Below are 15,889 nucleotides of genomic sequence, written 5' to 3' on the forward strand. Positions count from 1 at the left end.
TGTCGCGCCGGGGCGACCGAAGCGGCTCGACAGCGCCGCCGCGGCCAGTTTAAGGACGGCCGCAGCGATCCCGTTCCGCTGACCAGAGTGGCCGCGTCGGTTCGTAGCGGGAGTGTGTACGGGTGGGACGATGAGAGCGGCGCTGCTTCTGTTCGATCGGACGGCGGTCTTGTTCCTCGGCGTCGCCGCGGGCGCGGCGATCGGCTATGCGTTCGGCGTTCGCCAGCAGGCCGAGATACCTGTCATCGCCAGCGGCCCCGAGGTCTCGGCACCGATCGGCACCGGCGCCAATCCGGCCGATGCGGTGCCGGCTGACGGCAGGCCTGCCGTCACCGTGCCGGGGGCGACCGCGGGTCCGCCCACCGTCGCCGAGACCCGCCCGATCCAGCCTGGCATCGTCAACGCCATCGCCGCCGGCCGGCCGGTGCGGGTGGGCGTGTTCGGCGACAGCTTCGGCGACGGCATCTGGTCGGCACTGTATAATCAGCTCAGCCGCAAGGCCGGCTACCAGGTGATCAAATATAGCCAGCAGGCCACCGGCTTCACCCGCTACAAGACGCTCAACCTCGAGGACCATGATCGCGCCCGGCTCGCGCCGGCACCGGTCGATATCGCGGTCATCTCCTTCGGCGCCAACGACATGATGGGCGTCGCCGACGGCGGCCATGTCTATGCGCTGCTGAGCCCGAAATGGAAGGCGGCGATCGCGCGGCGGGTCTCCTCCTATGTGGCGATGCTGCGGGCACAAGGCGCCATCGTCTATTGGGTCGGCCTGCCGAAGATGCGCGAGGCGGCCTATGACGCCGATGTCGTGCGGATGAACGCCTTCTATCGCGACCTGATGGCGCAGCTCGGCGTCGCCTTCATCGAGACCGCGCCCTACAGCGTCGACGGCGATGGCCGCTACGCCGCCTATCTGGCCGATCCTGCCACCGGCAAGCCGATCCTGATGCGCGCCAATGACGGCATCCACATGTCGATGAACGGCTATATCCGCATCACCCGCGGGCTGACCGGGCGGATCCGCAGCTATGTCGATCAGGCCCGCGCCCGCGCCGCTGGTGACGCCGCCGCCACCGCCGAAGCCGGCGGCAAAAAGCGTACCCAGGCTCGAAGATCCGCTGGCGGGCGAGCCGGCCAAGGCCACGCCCGAGCCGCACCTGCCGCCCGCCAAGGGCACGCCGGCCGATCTCCTCCCGCCCGACATCGGCAGCGACGATGTCGCGCCGGCCAACAGCAACTAGATGATCGCCATGCTTGCGCTCGCTGCCGCGGCTGCGGCAGCACCGGCGGTCACGGCCGATTGTGCCGGATCGCTGTGCGACTATTCGGTGCTGCGGCCCTATTTCGACAAGCTGGCAAGCGCGCGCGGGAGCGGCGGCAAGCCGGTGCACATCCTCCAGATCGGCGACAGCCATACCGCCGGCGACGCGATCACCGGCGCATGGCGCGATATGCTGCAGGCGCGCTACGGCAGCGGCGGGCGCGGGGTTCTGCCGCCGGGCCTGCCCTTCCAGGGCTATAATCCGCGCGGCGTGAGCGTCGACATGTCTGCGGGCTGGACCATATCCTCGATCTTCGGGCCTGGATCGCAGGGGACGCGCGGGCCACTGGGACTGGCAGGGTTCAGCATCACCTCGACCCAGGCTGGCGCACGGATCGGCCTGACGACCTCGGCAACCGAGACCTTCACCCGCTTCGTGCTGTGCGCGATGGCGCAGCCGGGTGCCGGCACCCTGGCGATCAGCATCGGCGGCCAGACCGAACGCATGGAGCTCGGCGCGCTGATCACCCGGGCCGAGTGCAAGGAGATGACGTTCGACCAACCGCAGCCGGCGGTATCGGTCGTGACCGAAGGCGGGCCGGTGACGATCACCAGCTGGGCCAGCTTCCGGGATGCAGGCGGCGTCGCGCTGTCGAATGTCGGGGTGGTAGGCTCGCAGCTGGTCCACTTCAGCCGCAACGACGATGCCGTGCTGGCCGAAGAGCTGCGCAGCTACCAGCCCGACCTGATCGTCATCGCCTTCGGAACCAATGAGGGCTTCGCGCCGCGGGTCAGCGCACAGGAATATGAAATCGTGCTGCGGACCCAGATCGGCCGCATCCGCCGACTGGCGGGCCGTGTGCCGATATTGCTGCTCGGGGCGCCGGACGCACTGACGCGCCGTTCCGAGCTGCTGTCGAACGCCGCCACCGTCACGCCCGCGCCCTGCGTCGAGCCGGTGCCCGCGCCGCCGCCATCGCCCGTCTCCACGGCGCCCGCCGCCAGCACCGATCGCATGTCCAGCGGGATCGAGGATGTGCTCGACGCGCTCGATGATCGCGTGACGGTCGCGCGCGGCACCGCGCCGTTGCTGGCTCCTCCCGCCGCTGCGGCGCCGGTGTCGGCGCCGCAGCAGATCGGCTGGTCGATCACCGCCCGCCCGCTCTTCCCGCCGCCCGGCCTGAAGGTCGTGCGCGAGGTCCAGCGGCGCGTCGCGCATCAGCTGCGGCTGGCGTTCTGGGACTGGGAGGCCCGCATGGGCGGGCGCTGCACCGCGGTCAGCTGGGTCAAGCTCCAGCCGACCCGGATGCGCGGGGACTATGTCCATTACAACAGCGCTGGTGGCCAGGAAATCGCGACGCGACTGCAGGCGGACATGGACGCAGCGGCCGGAGCGGGGTGGCACTGGTGAGAACCGATAGAGTGGCCCATTCGTCATCCCAGCGGAAGCTGGGATCTCACTTCTCCCCGATGAGAGAGGAAAACAGAGATCCCAGCCTTCGCTGGGATGACGCGGTGGCGCGGATCGTCCGCTAGATGCTGTTCCCCACGCTCGACTTCGGGCTGTTCTTCCTCGTCGCCTTCACGCTGATATGGGCGGTGTCGGGCAGCAACGAGTGGCGCAAGATCCTGCTGCTGCTGGCCAGCTGGGTCTTCTACGGCGCGTGGGACTGGCGCTTCGTCGCGCTGCTGATCGCCTCGGCCTTCATCAACTGGAGCTCGGCGCGCATCATCGATGCGCTGGAGGCGCCCGGAACGCGCAAGCTCGTGGTGACGATCGGCATCGTCGCCAATCTCGGCATCCTCGGCTTCTTCAAATATTACGACTTCTTCCTCGAGCAGCTCGGCGCGCTGCTGGGGACCTGGGGCTATGCGCGCGACCTGCCGCTGCTGCAGATCGTGCTGCCAGTGGGGGTGTCCTTCTTCACCTTCCAGGGCATGTCCTACCTGATCGACGTCTATCGCGGGCGGATCCGCGCGGGATCGCTGCTCGACATCACCTTGCTGATGTCCTTCTTTCCGCATCTGGTGGCGGGGCCGATCGTGCGCGGCGCCGATCTGCTGCCCCAGTTCGAGAAGACGCCTAAGCTGAGCCGCGGCATGGCGTCGATGGCGCTGCTGCTGATCGTCTGGGGCCTGTTCAAGAAGGCGGTCGTCGCGTCCGAGCTGTCGGTCAACCTGGTCGATCCGGTGTTCTTCGACCCGTCCGCCCATTCGAGCCTCGATCTGCTGCTAGCTGCCTATGGCTATGCGGTGCAGATCTATTGCGACTTCTCGGCCTATAGCGACATGGCGATCGGCATCGCGGCGCTGTTCGGCTACCGCTTCCCGCGCAACTTCAACCAGCCCTATCGCGCCGCCTCCCTCCAGGATTTCTGGCGGCGTTGGCACATCAGCCTGTCGAGCTGGCTGCGCGACTATCTCTATATCGGTCTTGGCGGCAATCGCGGCGGCCTGTTCATGCAGTGCCGCAACATCCTGCTGACGATGCTGCTCGGCGGCTTCTGGCATGGCGCGAAGTGGACCTTCCTGATCTGGGGCGCGCTGCATGGCGGCGTGCAGGTGGTCGAGACCTTGTGGCGCAAGGCGGGCCTGCCGGGCCTGCCGAAGCTGCTCGGCATCCTCGTCACCTTCCACATCGTCACCCTCGGCTGGATCTTCTTCCGCGCGGAGAGCTTCGACGCGGCGATCGCCTATCTGCGCGGCATCGCCGGCGGCGACTGGAGCAACGGCATGACCACGCCGCTGCTGGCCGGCCTGATGCTGCTCGGCATGGCGTTCCACTTCACGCCGCCCGGCCTCGCCCAGCGGATCGCGCTTGGGCTGAGACGGTTGCCGGCGCCGGTTCTGGGGCTGTTGGTGGCGGCAGCGATCCTGCTGATCGATGCGATGCGCTTCGAAGGGGTCGCGCCCTTCATCTATTATCAGTTTTAACCGGGAGGCCGCGATGGCGCGCGAGATGAAGGAGCATGAGCTGATCTCCCCGGTCGATCTGCCGGGCGTTTCGGCGGGCGATCCGGTCGAGCAGGGCGATCCGCTCGCCTGGACGACGATCACCATCATCGTCGCGGCGCTGGCGCTTCTGCTCGCCAATGCCGGGACGCTGTCGGCATGGATCGACGAGAAGCCGCCAAGCGATTTCCAGCAACAGGCATCGGATCTCGCCGGCCGCTGGACCGCCGTCATGGATGCCGTCGGCGTGACCGCGCCGCGGCAGGCGACGCACGCCAGGTGGAAGGAAGCGCAGGCGGCACGGTTCGGCGACGAGGCGCCGGCCGGGACGCAGTAGCGCGGTCTCAGGCGGTCAGCGCCGCCACCACCGCGCCCAGCGCCTCTGTCGCGTCACCGGGCGCCAGCCGCACCTGCAGCCCGCGTTGGCCGCCATTGATGTACACCTGGTCCTCGGCGAGCGCGTCTCGCTCGATCGCGACGGGCAGCCGCTTCTTCTGTCCGAACGGGCTGATCCCGCCGACATGATAGCCGGTGATGCGTTCGGCGTCGGCGGGCTTCATCATCTGCGCCGCCTTGCCGCCGAGCGCTGCCGCCACCTTCTTCATGGAAAGTTCGCGGTCCGACGGGATCACCGCGCAGGCCGGCCGGCCGTCGATCTCGATCATCAGCGTCTTGAGCACCCGCGAGGGCGGCTCGCCCAGCGCGTCGGCCGCCTGCAGCCCGACGCGCTCGCCGCCGGGCGCATAGTCATAGCCGTGGACGCTGTGCGCGACCTTGGCCTGCGCAAGGAAGTGGGTGGCGCGGGTGGTGCGGGACATGGCCGCGCCCTAAGCATTTTTGCATGACTCTCAACCGTCATTCCCGCCTGCGAGGACATGACGGACGTTAGCGTGCCGCCTCAGCGGTAGAAAACGTGATCGCCCACCATCGAGATACGCTCGCGGGTGCGGAAGAACCGGTTCGGCGACTGGTAGGCCGCGTGATAGAAAACGGCGCCCGGCACGATCTGCTCGGCGCTGCCGGCCATCGCCTGGCGGGAAACCTCGACGGCATTGGCCCAGCGCTGCGAATCCCGCGGCGGATTATAGGATGCGGTGCGGAAGAACTGGCCGGGCTGGTTGACCACGGCGCAGACGGTGTCGCCGAAGCGGTCCTGGCCCACGCGGTTCATGATCAGCTGCGCAACCGCAAGCTGGCCGGGGCGCGGCTGGTTGCCGGCTTCATGCATGACGACCTTGGCCATGCATTCGAGATCCTGGTCGAGCTTGGAATTGGAGGCGACGGCCTCCTTGAAGATCACCTGATCGATGCCGTCATCGACGACCTTGTCGTCGGCGGTGATCTGGGGGGTCAACTGATAGGCGAGCGTTGGCTCGGATACGGGAATAGCCGCAAAGCCCATAGCGCCCGTGGCGGCAGCGATCAGCATCGCCGCGATCATGAGCGGATGTTGAGCAAGTTTCGCGGACATTCAGCACTCCATGCAATGCGCAAAAGTCCACGCTCGCCCGAACCTTCGAAACAAAGGACGAGGTGCTCTTCCACGACTTGTCGGCAGGAGGCGGTAAGTGCGTCGTGCCCCGGACGACCAATTTCGAGGTCCCATTGGGAGCCCCGGAGCTCGGAGTCAACAAAGGCACGATGAATCGTTTCGTCCGCAGGATGGGTCGAGGAACCCCAGATATGGTGTTTTTGTGCAACTGCTAACGCAAGGGGCCATATCTTTGCCACGAAGCTGTTGTGATATCGCAATGTTTCCGCAACGGTTTGGCAGGCTTTTCGCGAGCCGCTGGCCCGCTGCCGAAAAGAGCGCGATAATGGCATTTCGGGCGCATTGCCCGGCGGAGCGAATCGATGGGGGACGAGCTGATTGAGCGGGAGGAGCAGTCGATTCCGACGGCGGCCGAACCCGTCGTCCAGATCCTGCGCGAATCGATGGCCGGACAGGTGGAGATGGCTTATCGCCGCGACCGGCTGCTGGCCTGGCTTGCCCTGACCGCGGGCGCGGGCATCATCCTTGCCTTTCCCTTCGCGTTGCGGGCGGGCTCCGAGTTCTTCCTGCCGGTAACCACGGCGCTGGTTATCGCGGTGGCGCTGGTGCCGCTGCTGGAATGGCTCGAACGGCGCGGCCTGCCTTCACCGCTGGCGGGGCTGCTATGCGTGCTGCTGTTTCTCGGCCTGGCCAACGCCGCGATCGCATCGGTGATCGTGCCGGCGACAGAGTGGTTCGCGCGGCTTCCCTCGCGCATCAAGCTGATCCGCAAGAACCTCTCGCCGCTGATCGACATCTATTCGTCGTTCGAGCGCTTCGTCGACGAGACTATGGGCTCGCTGCTGCGCAACTCGGCCGCACGCGGCCGGACGGTGACGGTCGAGCAGCCCAACTCGCTGTTCGACTATGTCGCCAGTTCGGCGCCGCACCTGCTCGTCCAGATGGTGTTCGCGACCCTCGTTGTCTATTTCTTCCTGTCGGGCTGGACGCGCATGCGCCGCCGCACGATCACCAGCCGCGGCAGCTTTTCGAGCGCGATGACCACGGCGCGGGTGATCCAGGAGATGGTCGATCGCACCTCGGCCTATCTGGCGACGATCACCGCGGTGAACATCGGCATGGGCGTGTTGGTATCGCTGATGCTGTGGTTCGTCGAGATGCCCAGCCCGATCATGTGGGGCGGCCTGGTGGCGATCCTCAACTATGTGCCCTATTTCGGACCGATCGTGGGCGCGGTGCTGCTCGCCGTCGGCGGACTGATGACCTTTTCCGATCTGGGCTATGCGCTGGTCCCCGCGCTGCTGTTCATCGCGGTCCACCTGGTCGAGGCCAATGTGCTGACGCCGATGCTGGTCGGCCGGCGCCTCACGATAAATCCGCTGCTGATTCTCGTCGCGCTGAGCTTCTGGAGCTGGGTGTGGGGCACGGCCGGCGCGCTGCTCGCCGTGCCGCTGCTGATCATCCTCAAGACGATCCTCGATGCTGCCGGCTGGCCGGACATCGCCGGTTTCCTGTTTGCCGAGGGCACCTTCACCAACGCGCATGAAAAGGAAGATCCGGCGCTGCCGCCCGAGCTCCGAAAATGATGCCGCGCGATGTTGACAGGTGATCGGGGCTCCACTAGGTGCCCGCTCCACGACGCGATCGTTCGCGGGTGTAGCTCAGTTGGTTAGAGCGCCGGCCTGTCACGCCGGAGGTCGCGGGTTCGAGCCCCGTCACTCGCGCCATTCCTTTCCCGGTGTCTCGCCAGAGGGCGAAAACATCCCGGATCGATGGCCAGGAACACAGGTAAATCCACGGGTTACGTCCGCAGTCCGATCTGCTAGGCATGCATTGCGTTGGGGGACGCGCTGTGCCTGACGGAGTGCCGCGTTTGATCAACCTCCCTTTCCGATCGCGCGGCTCGCGCCGCGGGACAGCCTTGATGCCGACGCGCTTGCCCGAGGGCACCTATATCGAGCTGGTCCAGTCGCTGTTCGGCTTTGCGCTGGCGCCGCTGATCATGACGCTCTGTTTTGCCGGAACCGGCTTCTACATCCTGACCCGCGGCGAAGACCCGCTGCTGCTCGACCTGTACATAATCGGCCTGGCCGCCTCGGCGGTGCGGTTGGTGACGCTGTTCGGTCATCGCAGCGCGGTGCGGTCCGCTGCGATCGGCGCGGTGGCCGTGCGGATGATCGAGCGGCGCTTCGCAATCTCCTACATCGCCTTCGCGGCAGCCTTCGGCGCCTTTGCCGCACGCGCTTACTGGGTGGCCGACGGCGATGTACACAAACCGCTGATCGCGCTGGTGTTCGGCTATGGCGCCGGCGTCGCGGCGACCGTCTCGCTGCGCCCCTGGATCAGCATCACCGCGATACTGACCGCGATCGTGCCGATGATCCTGGTGAGCCTGTCGATGCCGGGCGGCGCCGATCAAGGCACGGCCATCCTCACCGCCCTGTTCCTGGCGGGTGGCGTCCTGTCGATGGTTCAGCGCTATCGGGACAGCGCCGCGCAAATTTCGCTGCGCCGCCTGATGGAGACGCTCGCGCGCCAGGACGACCTGACCGGCCTGCCGAACCGGCTGGTCATGCGCGAGCGCTTCGAGCAGCTCACCGCGCGGTCCGACGGATCGGAGCTGATCGCGGTCCATTGCGTGGATATCAACCGGCTGGAGCCGGTCAACGAGATGTACGGCCATATGGCCGGCGACGCGTTGCTGAAGGCGGTTTCGCAACGGCTGCGGCGCGTGGTGCGCGGCGACAACCTCGTCATCCGTCTCAACGGCGACGATTTCGTGATCGTCCAGCCTGATATGGGCACCAGCGCGGAGGCGGAGGCACTGGCGCACCAGATCGTCGGCACGCTCGACAAGAGCTATGCGGTAGACGGCGAGGACATCATCATCACGGCGAACCTCGGCTATGCGGTGGACCTGCAACAGGGTGCGGATCTCGAGCAGCTCCTGCTGCGCGCCGAACGCGCGCTGGCAAAGGGCAAGCGCCAGGCGAGCGGCGTTGCCCTCGACGACGGCACCTATTCGGACGTGAGCCTGCGCCAGGCCGGCTGAGCCGGCTGCCGGCCGCTCGCCTCAGCTAGCGCGCCGCCTGCACGAAGGCGACAAACCGTCGCCGGCCTGATGAACGCGCGGTGCGGACGCGTTCGACATGGCGGATGATCCGGGTCGCCAGCCGCCCATAATAGATGGTGACGCTCTTCAGGTCGAGCGCGGCGGGCGCCGCCGCGACGGGCAGTCCGGCGAGCAGCTTCGCGTCGCATCGCCGCCCGCTCTTGATCGCGCTCGACAGCAGCGCGCCGCGCCGCTCGGCGAGCACCAGCAGGCGGGCGCGATCGTCGATGCGGTGGCCGAACAGCGCGGGATAGGCGGCCAGCTTGGCGGTTACGGTGCGCCGCCGCGTGAAGGCGCGCAGCATGTGCCCCGACAGTCCGGACGCGGCCGCCAATTCGTCCAGCAATATGTTCAGGAACCGGTCGAGCTCGCGCAGTGAATTGCCCAGCACGGTGTTGCGGTGCGCCGCACTCGATATTCCGTCCTGTTCGAGGGCGGCGGCGCGGGCATAGAGAAACGCGGCGCCGCGCGTCATCGTCTCGATCGCGGCGGTGAGCGTCACCGTCCGGCGCGGCGGTGGCGTGCTGCGGGTGCCGGCGCGGCCTCCGGTCGGCGGTTGCAGGCGCCGGGTTCGAGCGCGGCTCTGGGACAGGCCCGCGGACGTCATGGCTTGGGCAGATCCTTGCGCCGCAGCAGGTCGCGCAGCTCGGCGTTGCGGATATAATGATCCTCGGCGGTCACGATTGCAAAACGCCAGAGATCCTCCGGATCCTGGTCCGACACATGGCGTGCCAGCGCGGCAAGCGATCCGCGCATCACTTCTGCGGGACCGCTTTTCGGGCCATGCCAGCCGCGCCCGTAATCCTGCGCGCGCAGCAGGCGCGCGTCGGAGCTCCAGAAGGCGCCGGTCATGGCCGCCGGCCTTGCTGCAGGATAGCCCATGAGGCTTTTGTCGACGGTGTCCTTGTCCAGCGGGTCATGGCCATGGAGTCTCCTCTTGCCGAGGAGCGCATCTGGCGAACGGCGAGCGTCCTACGATTCCCTGCGGCGCGATGCTATCATCGCGGGCCGGCAAAAACGAACCGTCATTTTCCGCAGCGAAGATCAGTGTCGCGGCCGGATCGGCATACGGTTGACCGCTCCGGTCATGACCTTGGTGCCATAGGCGCGCGAGATCGTGGCGGCATCGATCGCATTCAGCAGGACCACGCGGGTACCGCCTGACTGCAGCGGTTCGATGACGCTGATGGTAGCGTCATGCTTGGTGCACATGGCGGTGACGTGCGCCAGCGTGGCGTCTAGATTGAGGGCTCGTGACATGGGGGGCTCCTGCACGACGCGATCGTGCCTGCCGTTATTAGCAAAAAGATTATAGCCGATACGGTGCAAATTGTCGCGAGCTTTCTCGGTTTGCTGTTCACCGGCGCAAAATAACGCGGCATTTAGCCGATTTAATTGCTGCACGCGCGCATGAATATCCTGTGGCTCGGCTGGCCGTTCGGCAAGTTCGATTGACTTTTGACGCCGAAATGCTAGAGGGAAGGGGCTGACGTCGCCTGCGACGGATTTTGAGGCTTCTTGAAAGCCGATTTCTCCATTTCATGCCACCTAGCCTCCCAGGCATGTCGTCGGGAGAAAATTGATTCGTGAAAGGACGCTAAATGCTGACCGGCGTCGTCAAATTCTTTAATACCGACAAGGGCTATGGCTTCATTCAGGCAGAGGATGGCTCGGGTGACAGCTTCGTCCACATCACCGCCGTCGAGCGTGCCGGCATGTCGACCCTGCAGAAGGACCAGCGCGTCAAGTACGAGCTGGAAACCGATCGCCGCGGCAAGCAGTCGGCCTGCAACCTCCAGCCGGCCTGAGCCGAGCCATGGCCAAAGAGGATCTCATGGTCCTCGACGGCACGATCGATGAAATACTTCCCGACGGGCGCTTCGGCGTCACTCTCGAGAATGAGCATCGGATCATCGCCTATACGGCGGGTAAGATGCGGCGTTTCCGCATCCGCTCGGTGGTCGGCGATCGTGTCCAGGTCGAGATGACACCTTATGATCTCGACAAGGGCCGGATCATTTTCCGCGAACGGACCCCGGGCGCTGCGCCCGGCGGCCCGCGCCGCGGAGGCTTCCGGCGCTAAACTCTGACCGTCCCGGGCCTGAACGCGAATCGTACCCTTATTTCCCACGCCTCCGCCGACCGGCGACCCTCAGCACCGCGTTCGGCCGTGCTGACCCGTAGCGAGCTACGCCAGATCGTCGCCGAGATGCTCGGCTGACACCGGCGGCGGATAGCAAACAGCCTCTTCTTACGTCGTCATGCCGGGCTTGACCCGGCATCCCGCTTCTTCGAACCCTTCCGTCATGAATCGCGGCTGGGTCTACATCATGGCGGATCGTTATCGCGGCGCGATGTATGTTGGAGTGACGTCCGACCTCGCGGCGCGTGTGCATCAGCATCGATTGGGCGAGGGGTCTGACTTCTGCGCGCGCTATCGCCTCGCACGTCTTGTCTGGGCGGAGCAGGGCGGCGACATGCTCGAATGCATCGCCCATGAGAAGCGGCTGAAGCGCTGGCGACGTGACTGGAAGTTCGCGCTTATCGAGCGCGGCAATCCCGAATGGAACGATCTGTACGAGCAAATGCTCTGAGAAGGAGCGGGATCCCGGCTCAAGGCCGGGATGACCTAGGGTGGTCTCATCCGCTCATCCCGAACTTCTTCCCCAACAAAAAACCCCGCCGGCTCGCACCGGCGGGGTTTTCTTTTTCAACGCTGGCCGCGCTGGCCGAGGATCACTCCTCGGTCAGGTAATCCCCGGCGTCGGCATCGGTGCCATGGCTCTCGCCCACCACCGCGCCGAGCACATCGTCGCCGATATCGGCTTCGACCGGCTGGCGCAGCTCGGCGGCATGCTCCTCCGCCGCGCTCTGCGGCGCGATCAGCGATTCCTGCCAGTTGCGCTGTGCGGCGCGCAGCGCGGCATCGCGGCTGGTGGCGGTGACCCGGAGACGGCTCATGCCGGCGCCGGTACCCGCCGGGATCAGCCGGCCGACGATGACATTCTCCTTGAGGCCGTTGAGCGTGTCGACCTTGCCCTGCACCGACGCGTCGGTGAGCACCCGGGTCGTCTCCTGGAAGGAGGCGGCCGAGATGAACGAACGGGTCTGCAGCGAGGCCTTGGTGATGCCGAGCAGGATCGGCTTGCCCTGGGCGAGTTCGCGATTTTCGGCTTCCGCCTTGGCGTTGATCTCGTCCATTTCCTCGCGGTCGACCTGCTCGCCGGGGAGCAGCGTCGTGTCGCCGCCACTGGTGATCTCGACCTTCTGCAGCATCTGCCGAACGATCGTCTCGATGTGCTTGTCGTTGATCTTCACGCCCTGGAGACGATAGACCTCCTGGATTTCCGACACGAGATATTCGGCGAGCGGCTCGATGCCGAGCACCTCGAGAATATCATGCGGATCGGGCGAGCCGCCGATCAGGTTGTCGCCGCGCTTGACGTAATCGCCTTCCTGCACGTCGATCACCTTGGACTTCGGCACCAGATACTCGACCGCATCGCTGCCATCGTCCGGACGGATGATGATCTTGCGCTTGGCCTTGTAGTCCTTGCCGAACTCGACGCGGCCCGAGACCTTCGCGATGATCGCGTTCTCCTTGGGCTTGCGCGCCTCGAACAGCTCGGCGACGCGCGGCAGACCGCCGGTGATGTCGCGGGTCTTGGCCGACTCGCGGCTGACGCGGGCGAGAACCTCGCCGGCCTTCACCGTCTGTCCGTCCTCGACCGAGAGCATCGCGCCCGGCGCCAGCATGTAGCGCGCAGTCTCGCCCGACGAGTCGTCGAGCAGGGTCAGGCGCGGACGGAGATCCTCCTTCCGGCTGGTGGCGCGATACTCGATCACGACCTTCTGGCTGATGCCGGTCGCTTCGTCGGTCTGCTCGGTGAGCGTCTGGTTGTCGAGCAGGTCCTGATACTTCACCGTACCGCCGGTCTCGGTGATCACCGGCATGGTGAAGGGGTCCCACTCGGCGATGCGATCGCCCTTCGACACCTTGGCGCCATCGTCGAGCAGCAGATGCGCACCATAAGGCAGGCGGTGGGTCGAGCGTTCGCGACCCTCGCCGTCGATGATCGCAACTTCGCCCGAACGGCTCAGCGAGACATGACGGCCGCGCGGATCGGTGATCGTGCGCAGGTCGCGATATTCGATGGTGCCGTCGGCGATCGATTCGAGGTTCGACTGCTCGTTGATCTGCGCCGCGCCGCCGATGTGGAAGGTCCGCATCGTCAGCTGGGTTCCCGGCTCGCCGATCGACTGCGCCGCGATGACGCCGACCGCTTCGCCGATGTTCACCGGCGTACCGCGGGCAAGGTCACGGCCGTAGCAGGCCGCGCAGACGCCGCCCTTGGATTCGCACACCAGCGGCGAGCGGATCTTGACGCCCTGCACCCCGATCGCCTCGATCGCGGCAACCATCGGCTCGTCGAGCAGCGTGCCCTCGGCGATCAGCACCTCGTTGGTCTTGCTGTCGACGATATCCTCGGCCGTGGTGCGGCCCAGGATGCGCTCGCCCAGCGAGGCGATGGTGGCGCCGCCCTGGACGATCGCCTTCATGTCGAGCGCCCGGTCGGTGCCGCAATCCACTTCGACGACGACGCAATCCTGCGACACGTCGACCAGACGGCGGGTCAGGTAGCCCGAGTTCGCCGTCTTGAGCGCGGTGTCGGCCAGGCCCTTGCGGGCGCCGTGGGTCGAGTTGAAATATTCGAGGACGGTCAGGCCTTCCTTGAAGTTCGAGATGATCGGCGTCTCGATGATCTCGCCCGACGGCTTGGCCATCAGGCCGCGCATGCCGGCGAGCTGCTTGATCTGCGCGGCGCTACCACGGGCACCGGAGTGCGCCATCATGTAGATCGCGTTGATCGGCTTCTCGCGGCCGTTCTCGTCATGCTTGATTGCCGAGATGCCCTTCATCATCGCGTCTGCGACACGGTCGCCGCAACGCGACCAGGCGTCGATCACCTTGTTGTACTTTTCCTGCTGGGTAATCAGGCCGTCCTGATATTGCTGCTCGAAATCCTTCACCAGCCCGCGGGTCTCCTCGACCAGCGGCTCCTTGGCGTCTGGGATCACCATATCGTCCTTGCCGAACGAGATGCCGGCCTGGAATGCGTGGCGGAAGCCCAGCGCCATGATGGCGTCGGCGAACAGCACCGTCTCCTTCTGGCCGGTGTGGCGATAGACGATGTCGATGACGTCGCCGATCTCCTTCTTGGTCAGCAGGCGGTTGACGGTCTCGAACGGCACCTTGTGGCTCTTCGGCAGCGTCTCGCCGAGCAGCATGCGGCCCGGCGTCGTCTCGACGCGCTTCATATACTGGTTGCCGTCCTCGTCGGTCTGCGGGACGCGGGTGATGATCTTGGTATGCAGCGTGACCGCCTTGGCGGCGAGCGCCTGGTGCACTTCCGCCATGTCGGAGACCATCGAGCCTTCGCCCGGCTCCTTTTCCTTCATCATCGACAGATAATAGAGGCCCAGCACCATGTCCTGCGACGGCACGATGATCGGCTTGCCATTGGCTGGCGACAGGATGTTGTTGGTCGACATCATCAGGACGCGCGCTTCCAGCTGGGCCTCGAGGCTCAGCGGAACGTGCACGGCCATCTGGTCGCCATCGAAGTCGGCGTTGAAGGCCGAGCAGACCAGCGGGTGAAGCTGGATCGCCTTGCCCTCGATCAGCACCGGCTCGAATGCCTGGATGCCGAGACGGTGGAGCGTCGGCGCGCGGTTCAGCAGCACCGGATGCTCGCGGATCACTTCGTCGAGGATGTCCCAGACTTCCTTGCGTTCCTTCTCGACCCACTTCTTGGCCTGCTTCAGGGTCATCGACAGACCCTTGGCGTCAAGACGGGCGTAGATGAACGGCTTGAACAGCTCGAGCGCCATCTTCTTCGGCAGGCCGCACTGATGCAGCTTCAGCTCTGGACCGGTCACGATCACCGAACGGCCCGAATAGTCGACGCGCTTGCCGAGCAGATTCTGGCGGAAGCGGCCCTGCTTGCCCTTGAGCATGTCGGACAGCGACTTCAGCGGACGCTTGTTGGCGCCGGTGATCGTCCGGCCGCGGCGGCCATTGTCGAACAGCGCGTCGACCGACTCCTGCAGCATGCGCTTTTCGTTGCGGACGATGATGTCCGGCGCGCGCAGCTCCATGAGGCGCTTGAGGCGATTGTTGCGGTTGATCACGCGGCGATAGAGATCGTTGAGGTCCGAGGTCGCGAAGCGGCCGCCGTCGAGCGGGACCAGCGGACGCAGATCCGGTGGAATGACCGGGACCACTTCGAGGATCATCCACTCCGGGCGGTTGCCCGATTCCAGGAAGCTCTCGACGACCTTCAGCCGCTTGATGATCTTCTTGGGCTTGAGTTCGGACTTGGTTTCGGAGAGCTCCTTGAGCAGCTCTTCCTTCTCGCCCTCGAGATCGAGTTCCTCGAGCATGCGGCGCACGGCTTCCGCGCCGATGCCGGCGGAGAAGGCGTCCTCGCCATATTCATCCTGCGCGGCGAGCAGTTCGTCCTCGGTCAGGAGCTGGAACTTCTCCAGCGCGGTCAGGCCGGGTTCGATGACGATATAGGCTTCGAAGTAGAGCACGCGCTCGAGCTGCTTGAGCTGCATGTCGAGCAGCAGGCCGATGCGGCTCGGCAGCGACTTCAGGAACCAGATGTGCGCGACCGGGGCGGCGAGCTCGATATGGCCCATCCGCTCGCGGCGGACCTTCGAGACGGTAACCTCGACGCCGCACTTCTCGCAGACGATGCCCTTGTACTTCATGCGCTTGTACTTGCCGCACAGGCACTCATAATCCTTGATAGGACCGAAGATGCGCGCGCAGAACAGGCCGTCACGCTCGGGCTTGAACGTGCGATAGTTGATCGTCTCGGGCTTCTTGATCTCGCCGAAGGACCAGCTGCGGATCCGCTCCGGGCTGGCGATGCCGATCTGGATCTGGTCGAAAGTCTCGGCCTTGGCGACCGGATTGGCGAAATTGGTCAGTTCGTTCATGGGTTCGAACCCTTCCTTGAAATCTCTTGCCCCTCTCCCTTCAGGGAGAGGGAGGGCCCCA

Annotated in this window: 14 protein-coding genes, 1 tRNA gene and 1 pseudogene; 10 read left to right on the forward strand and 6 right to left on the reverse strand. The window is 65.7% G+C overall.

All coding sequences use genetic code 11. The features are described 5' to 3' along the window. Positions 1-130: 130 nt before the first annotated feature. The 4 genes and pseudogenes from AC1DQK_RS16555 to AC1DQK_RS16570 all read left to right on the forward strand — a co-directional run. A pseudogene (locus tag AC1DQK_RS16555) lies at positions 131-949 on the forward strand (SGNH/GDSL hydrolase family protein); the annotation flags it as partial. 295 nt (positions 950-1,244) lie between these two features. Continuing rightward, the gene (locus AC1DQK_RS16560; RefSeq protein ID WP_477872498.1) at positions 1,245-2,675 is read left to right on the forward strand and encodes an SGNH/GDSL hydrolase family protein; all 1,431 of its coding nucleotides are present in this window, start codon (positions 1,245-1,247) and stop codon (positions 2,673-2,675) included. 125 nt (positions 2,676-2,800) lie between these two features. Then, on the forward strand, positions 2,801-4,198 hold the full coding sequence (locus AC1DQK_RS16565; RefSeq protein WP_477872500.1) for an MBOAT family O-acyltransferase: 1,398 nt from the start codon (positions 2,801-2,803) through the stop codon (positions 4,196-4,198). Positions 4,199-4,211: 13 nt separating this feature from the next. Continuing rightward, a complete protein-coding gene (locus tag AC1DQK_RS16570) occupies positions 4,212-4,553 on the forward strand; it encodes a hypothetical protein (RefSeq protein ID WP_477872502.1) in 342 nt (113 codons plus the stop codon). 7 nt (positions 4,554-4,560) lie between these two features. Here AC1DQK_RS16570 and ybaK read toward each other — a convergent pair whose 3' ends face one another. Beyond that, on the reverse strand, positions 4,561-5,034 hold the full coding sequence (gene ybaK / locus AC1DQK_RS16575; RefSeq protein ID WP_477872504.1) for a Cys-tRNA(Pro) deacylase: 474 nt from the start codon (positions 5,032-5,034) through the stop codon (positions 4,561-4,563). Between the two features lie 80 nt (positions 5,035-5,114). Further along, entirely contained in the window at positions 5,115-5,687 is a 573-nt protein-coding gene (locus AC1DQK_RS16580; protein WP_477872506.1) for a cell wall hydrolase, read from the reverse strand. 383 nt (positions 5,688-6,070) lie between these two features. On the opposite strand from AC1DQK_RS16580, the gene AC1DQK_RS16585 reads away from it, so the two are divergent. From AC1DQK_RS16585 to AC1DQK_RS16595, 3 genes are all read left to right on the forward strand, one after another. Then, positions 6,071-7,294 carry an AI-2E family transporter gene (locus AC1DQK_RS16585; RefSeq protein ID WP_477872508.1) on the forward strand — a complete coding sequence of 408 codons (1,224 nt, stop codon included), beginning with the start codon at positions 6,071-6,073 and terminating at the stop codon, positions 7,292-7,294. A 64-nt stretch (positions 7,295-7,358) separates the two neighbouring features. After that, a tRNA-Asp gene (locus AC1DQK_RS16590) sits at positions 7,359-7,435 on the forward strand. 197 nt (positions 7,436-7,632) lie between these two features. Beyond that, positions 7,633-8,760, forward strand: a complete 1,128-nt coding sequence (locus AC1DQK_RS16595) for a diguanylate cyclase domain-containing protein (protein ID WP_477872511.1) — start codon at positions 7,633-7,635, stop codon at positions 8,758-8,760. Between the two features lie 25 nt (positions 8,761-8,785). Here the strand turns inward: AC1DQK_RS16595 and AC1DQK_RS16600 are convergent, their stop codons facing one another. The 3 genes from AC1DQK_RS16600 to AC1DQK_RS16610 all read right to left on the reverse strand — a co-directional run bounded on the left by AC1DQK_RS16600 (position 8,786) and on the right by AC1DQK_RS16610 (position 10,080). Further along, positions 8,786-9,427, reverse strand: coding sequence for a hypothetical protein (locus tag AC1DQK_RS16600; RefSeq protein ID WP_477872513.1), 642 nt, complete (start codon positions 9,425-9,427; stop codon positions 8,786-8,788). After that, a complete protein-coding gene (locus tag AC1DQK_RS16605) occupies positions 9,424-9,672 on the reverse strand; it encodes a hypothetical protein (protein WP_477872515.1) in 249 nt (82 codons plus the stop codon). Before AC1DQK_RS16605 ends, AC1DQK_RS16600 begins: the two co-directional genes overlap by 4 nt. Before the next feature lie 192 nt (positions 9,673-9,864). Continuing rightward, positions 9,865-10,080, reverse strand: coding sequence for a hypothetical protein (locus AC1DQK_RS16610; protein ID WP_477872517.1), 216 nt, complete (start codon positions 10,078-10,080; stop codon positions 9,865-9,867). Between the two features lie 341 nt (positions 10,081-10,421). Here AC1DQK_RS16610 and AC1DQK_RS16615 point away from each other — a divergent pair, with 341 nt between their 5' ends. From AC1DQK_RS16615 to AC1DQK_RS16625, 3 genes are all read left to right on the forward strand, one after another. Continuing rightward, positions 10,422-10,628 (forward strand): cold-shock protein, encoded by a 207-nt coding sequence (locus AC1DQK_RS16615; RefSeq protein WP_477872519.1) that lies wholly within the window; start codon positions 10,422-10,424, stop codon positions 10,626-10,628. An 8-nt stretch (positions 10,629-10,636) separates the two neighbouring features. Then, positions 10,637-10,903: a translation initiation factor IF-1 gene (infA, locus tag AC1DQK_RS16620; RefSeq protein WP_340316322.1), complete on the forward strand. Its 267-nt coding sequence runs from the start codon at positions 10,637-10,639 to the stop codon at positions 10,901-10,903. 223 nt (positions 10,904-11,126) lie between these two features. Then, the gene (locus AC1DQK_RS16625; protein WP_477872521.1) at positions 11,127-11,414 is read left to right on the forward strand and encodes a GIY-YIG nuclease family protein; all 288 of its coding nucleotides are present in this window, start codon (positions 11,127-11,129) and stop codon (positions 11,412-11,414) included. Positions 11,415-11,556: 142 nt separating this feature from the next. Here AC1DQK_RS16625 and rpoC read toward each other — a convergent pair whose 3' ends face one another. Beyond that, the gene (gene rpoC, locus AC1DQK_RS16630) at positions 11,557-15,828 is read right to left on the reverse strand and encodes a DNA-directed RNA polymerase subunit beta' (RefSeq protein WP_477872523.1); all 4,272 of its coding nucleotides are present in this window, start codon (positions 15,826-15,828) and stop codon (positions 11,557-11,559) included. Positions 15,829-15,889 lie beyond the last annotated feature (61 nt).

The sequence above is a fragment of the Rhizorhabdus sp. P4_G5 genome, assembly GCF_056401065.1.

Excerpts from the sequence above, each read along its gene's own strand:
- AC1DQK_RS16625 (WP_477872521.1), top strand. The coding sequence starts at position 11,127 with ATGAATCGCGGCTGGGTCTACATCATGGCGGATCGTTATCGCGGCGCG.
- AC1DQK_RS16560 (WP_477872498.1), top strand. The coding sequence starts at position 1,245 with ATGATCGCCATGCTTGCGCTCGCTGCCGCGGCTGCGGCAGCACCGGCG.
- AC1DQK_RS16615 (WP_477872519.1), top strand. The coding sequence starts at position 10,422 with ATGCTGACCGGCGTCGTCAAATTCTTTAATACCGACAAGGGCTATGGC.
- AC1DQK_RS16585 (WP_477872508.1), top strand. The coding sequence starts at position 6,071 with ATGGGGGACGAGCTGATTGAGCGGGAGGAGCAGTCGATTCCGACGGCG.
- AC1DQK_RS16570 (WP_477872502.1), top strand. The coding sequence starts at position 4,212 with ATGGCGCGCGAGATGAAGGAGCATGAGCTGATCTCCCCGGTCGATCTG.
- AC1DQK_RS16580 (WP_477872506.1), bottom strand. The coding sequence starts at position 5,687 with ATGTCCGCGAAACTTGCTCAACATCCGCTCATGATCGCGGCGATGCTG.
- AC1DQK_RS16600 (WP_477872513.1), bottom strand. The coding sequence starts at position 9,427 with ATGACGTCCGCGGGCCTGTCCCAGAGCCGCGCTCGAACCCGGCGCCTG.
- rpoC (WP_477872523.1), bottom strand. The coding sequence starts at position 15,828 with ATGAACGAACTGACCAATTTCGCCAATCCGGTCGCCAAGGCCGAGACT.
- AC1DQK_RS16595 (WP_477872511.1), top strand. The coding sequence starts at position 7,633 with ATGCCGACGCGCTTGCCCGAGGGCACCTATATCGAGCTGGTCCAGTCG.
- AC1DQK_RS16565 (WP_477872500.1), top strand. The coding sequence starts at position 2,801 with ATGCTGTTCCCCACGCTCGACTTCGGGCTGTTCTTCCTCGTCGCCTTC.
- AC1DQK_RS16605 (WP_477872515.1), bottom strand. The coding sequence starts at position 9,672 with ATGACCGGCGCCTTCTGGAGCTCCGACGCGCGCCTGCTGCGCGCGCAG.
- ybaK (WP_477872504.1), bottom strand. The coding sequence starts at position 5,034 with ATGTCCCGCACCACCCGCGCCACCCACTTCCTTGCGCAGGCCAAGGTC.
- infA (WP_340316322.1), top strand. The coding sequence starts at position 10,637 with ATGGCCAAAGAGGATCTCATGGTCCTCGACGGCACGATCGATGAAATA.
- AC1DQK_RS16610 (WP_477872517.1), bottom strand. The coding sequence starts at position 10,080 with ATGTCACGAGCCCTCAATCTAGACGCCACGCTGGCGCACGTCACCGCC.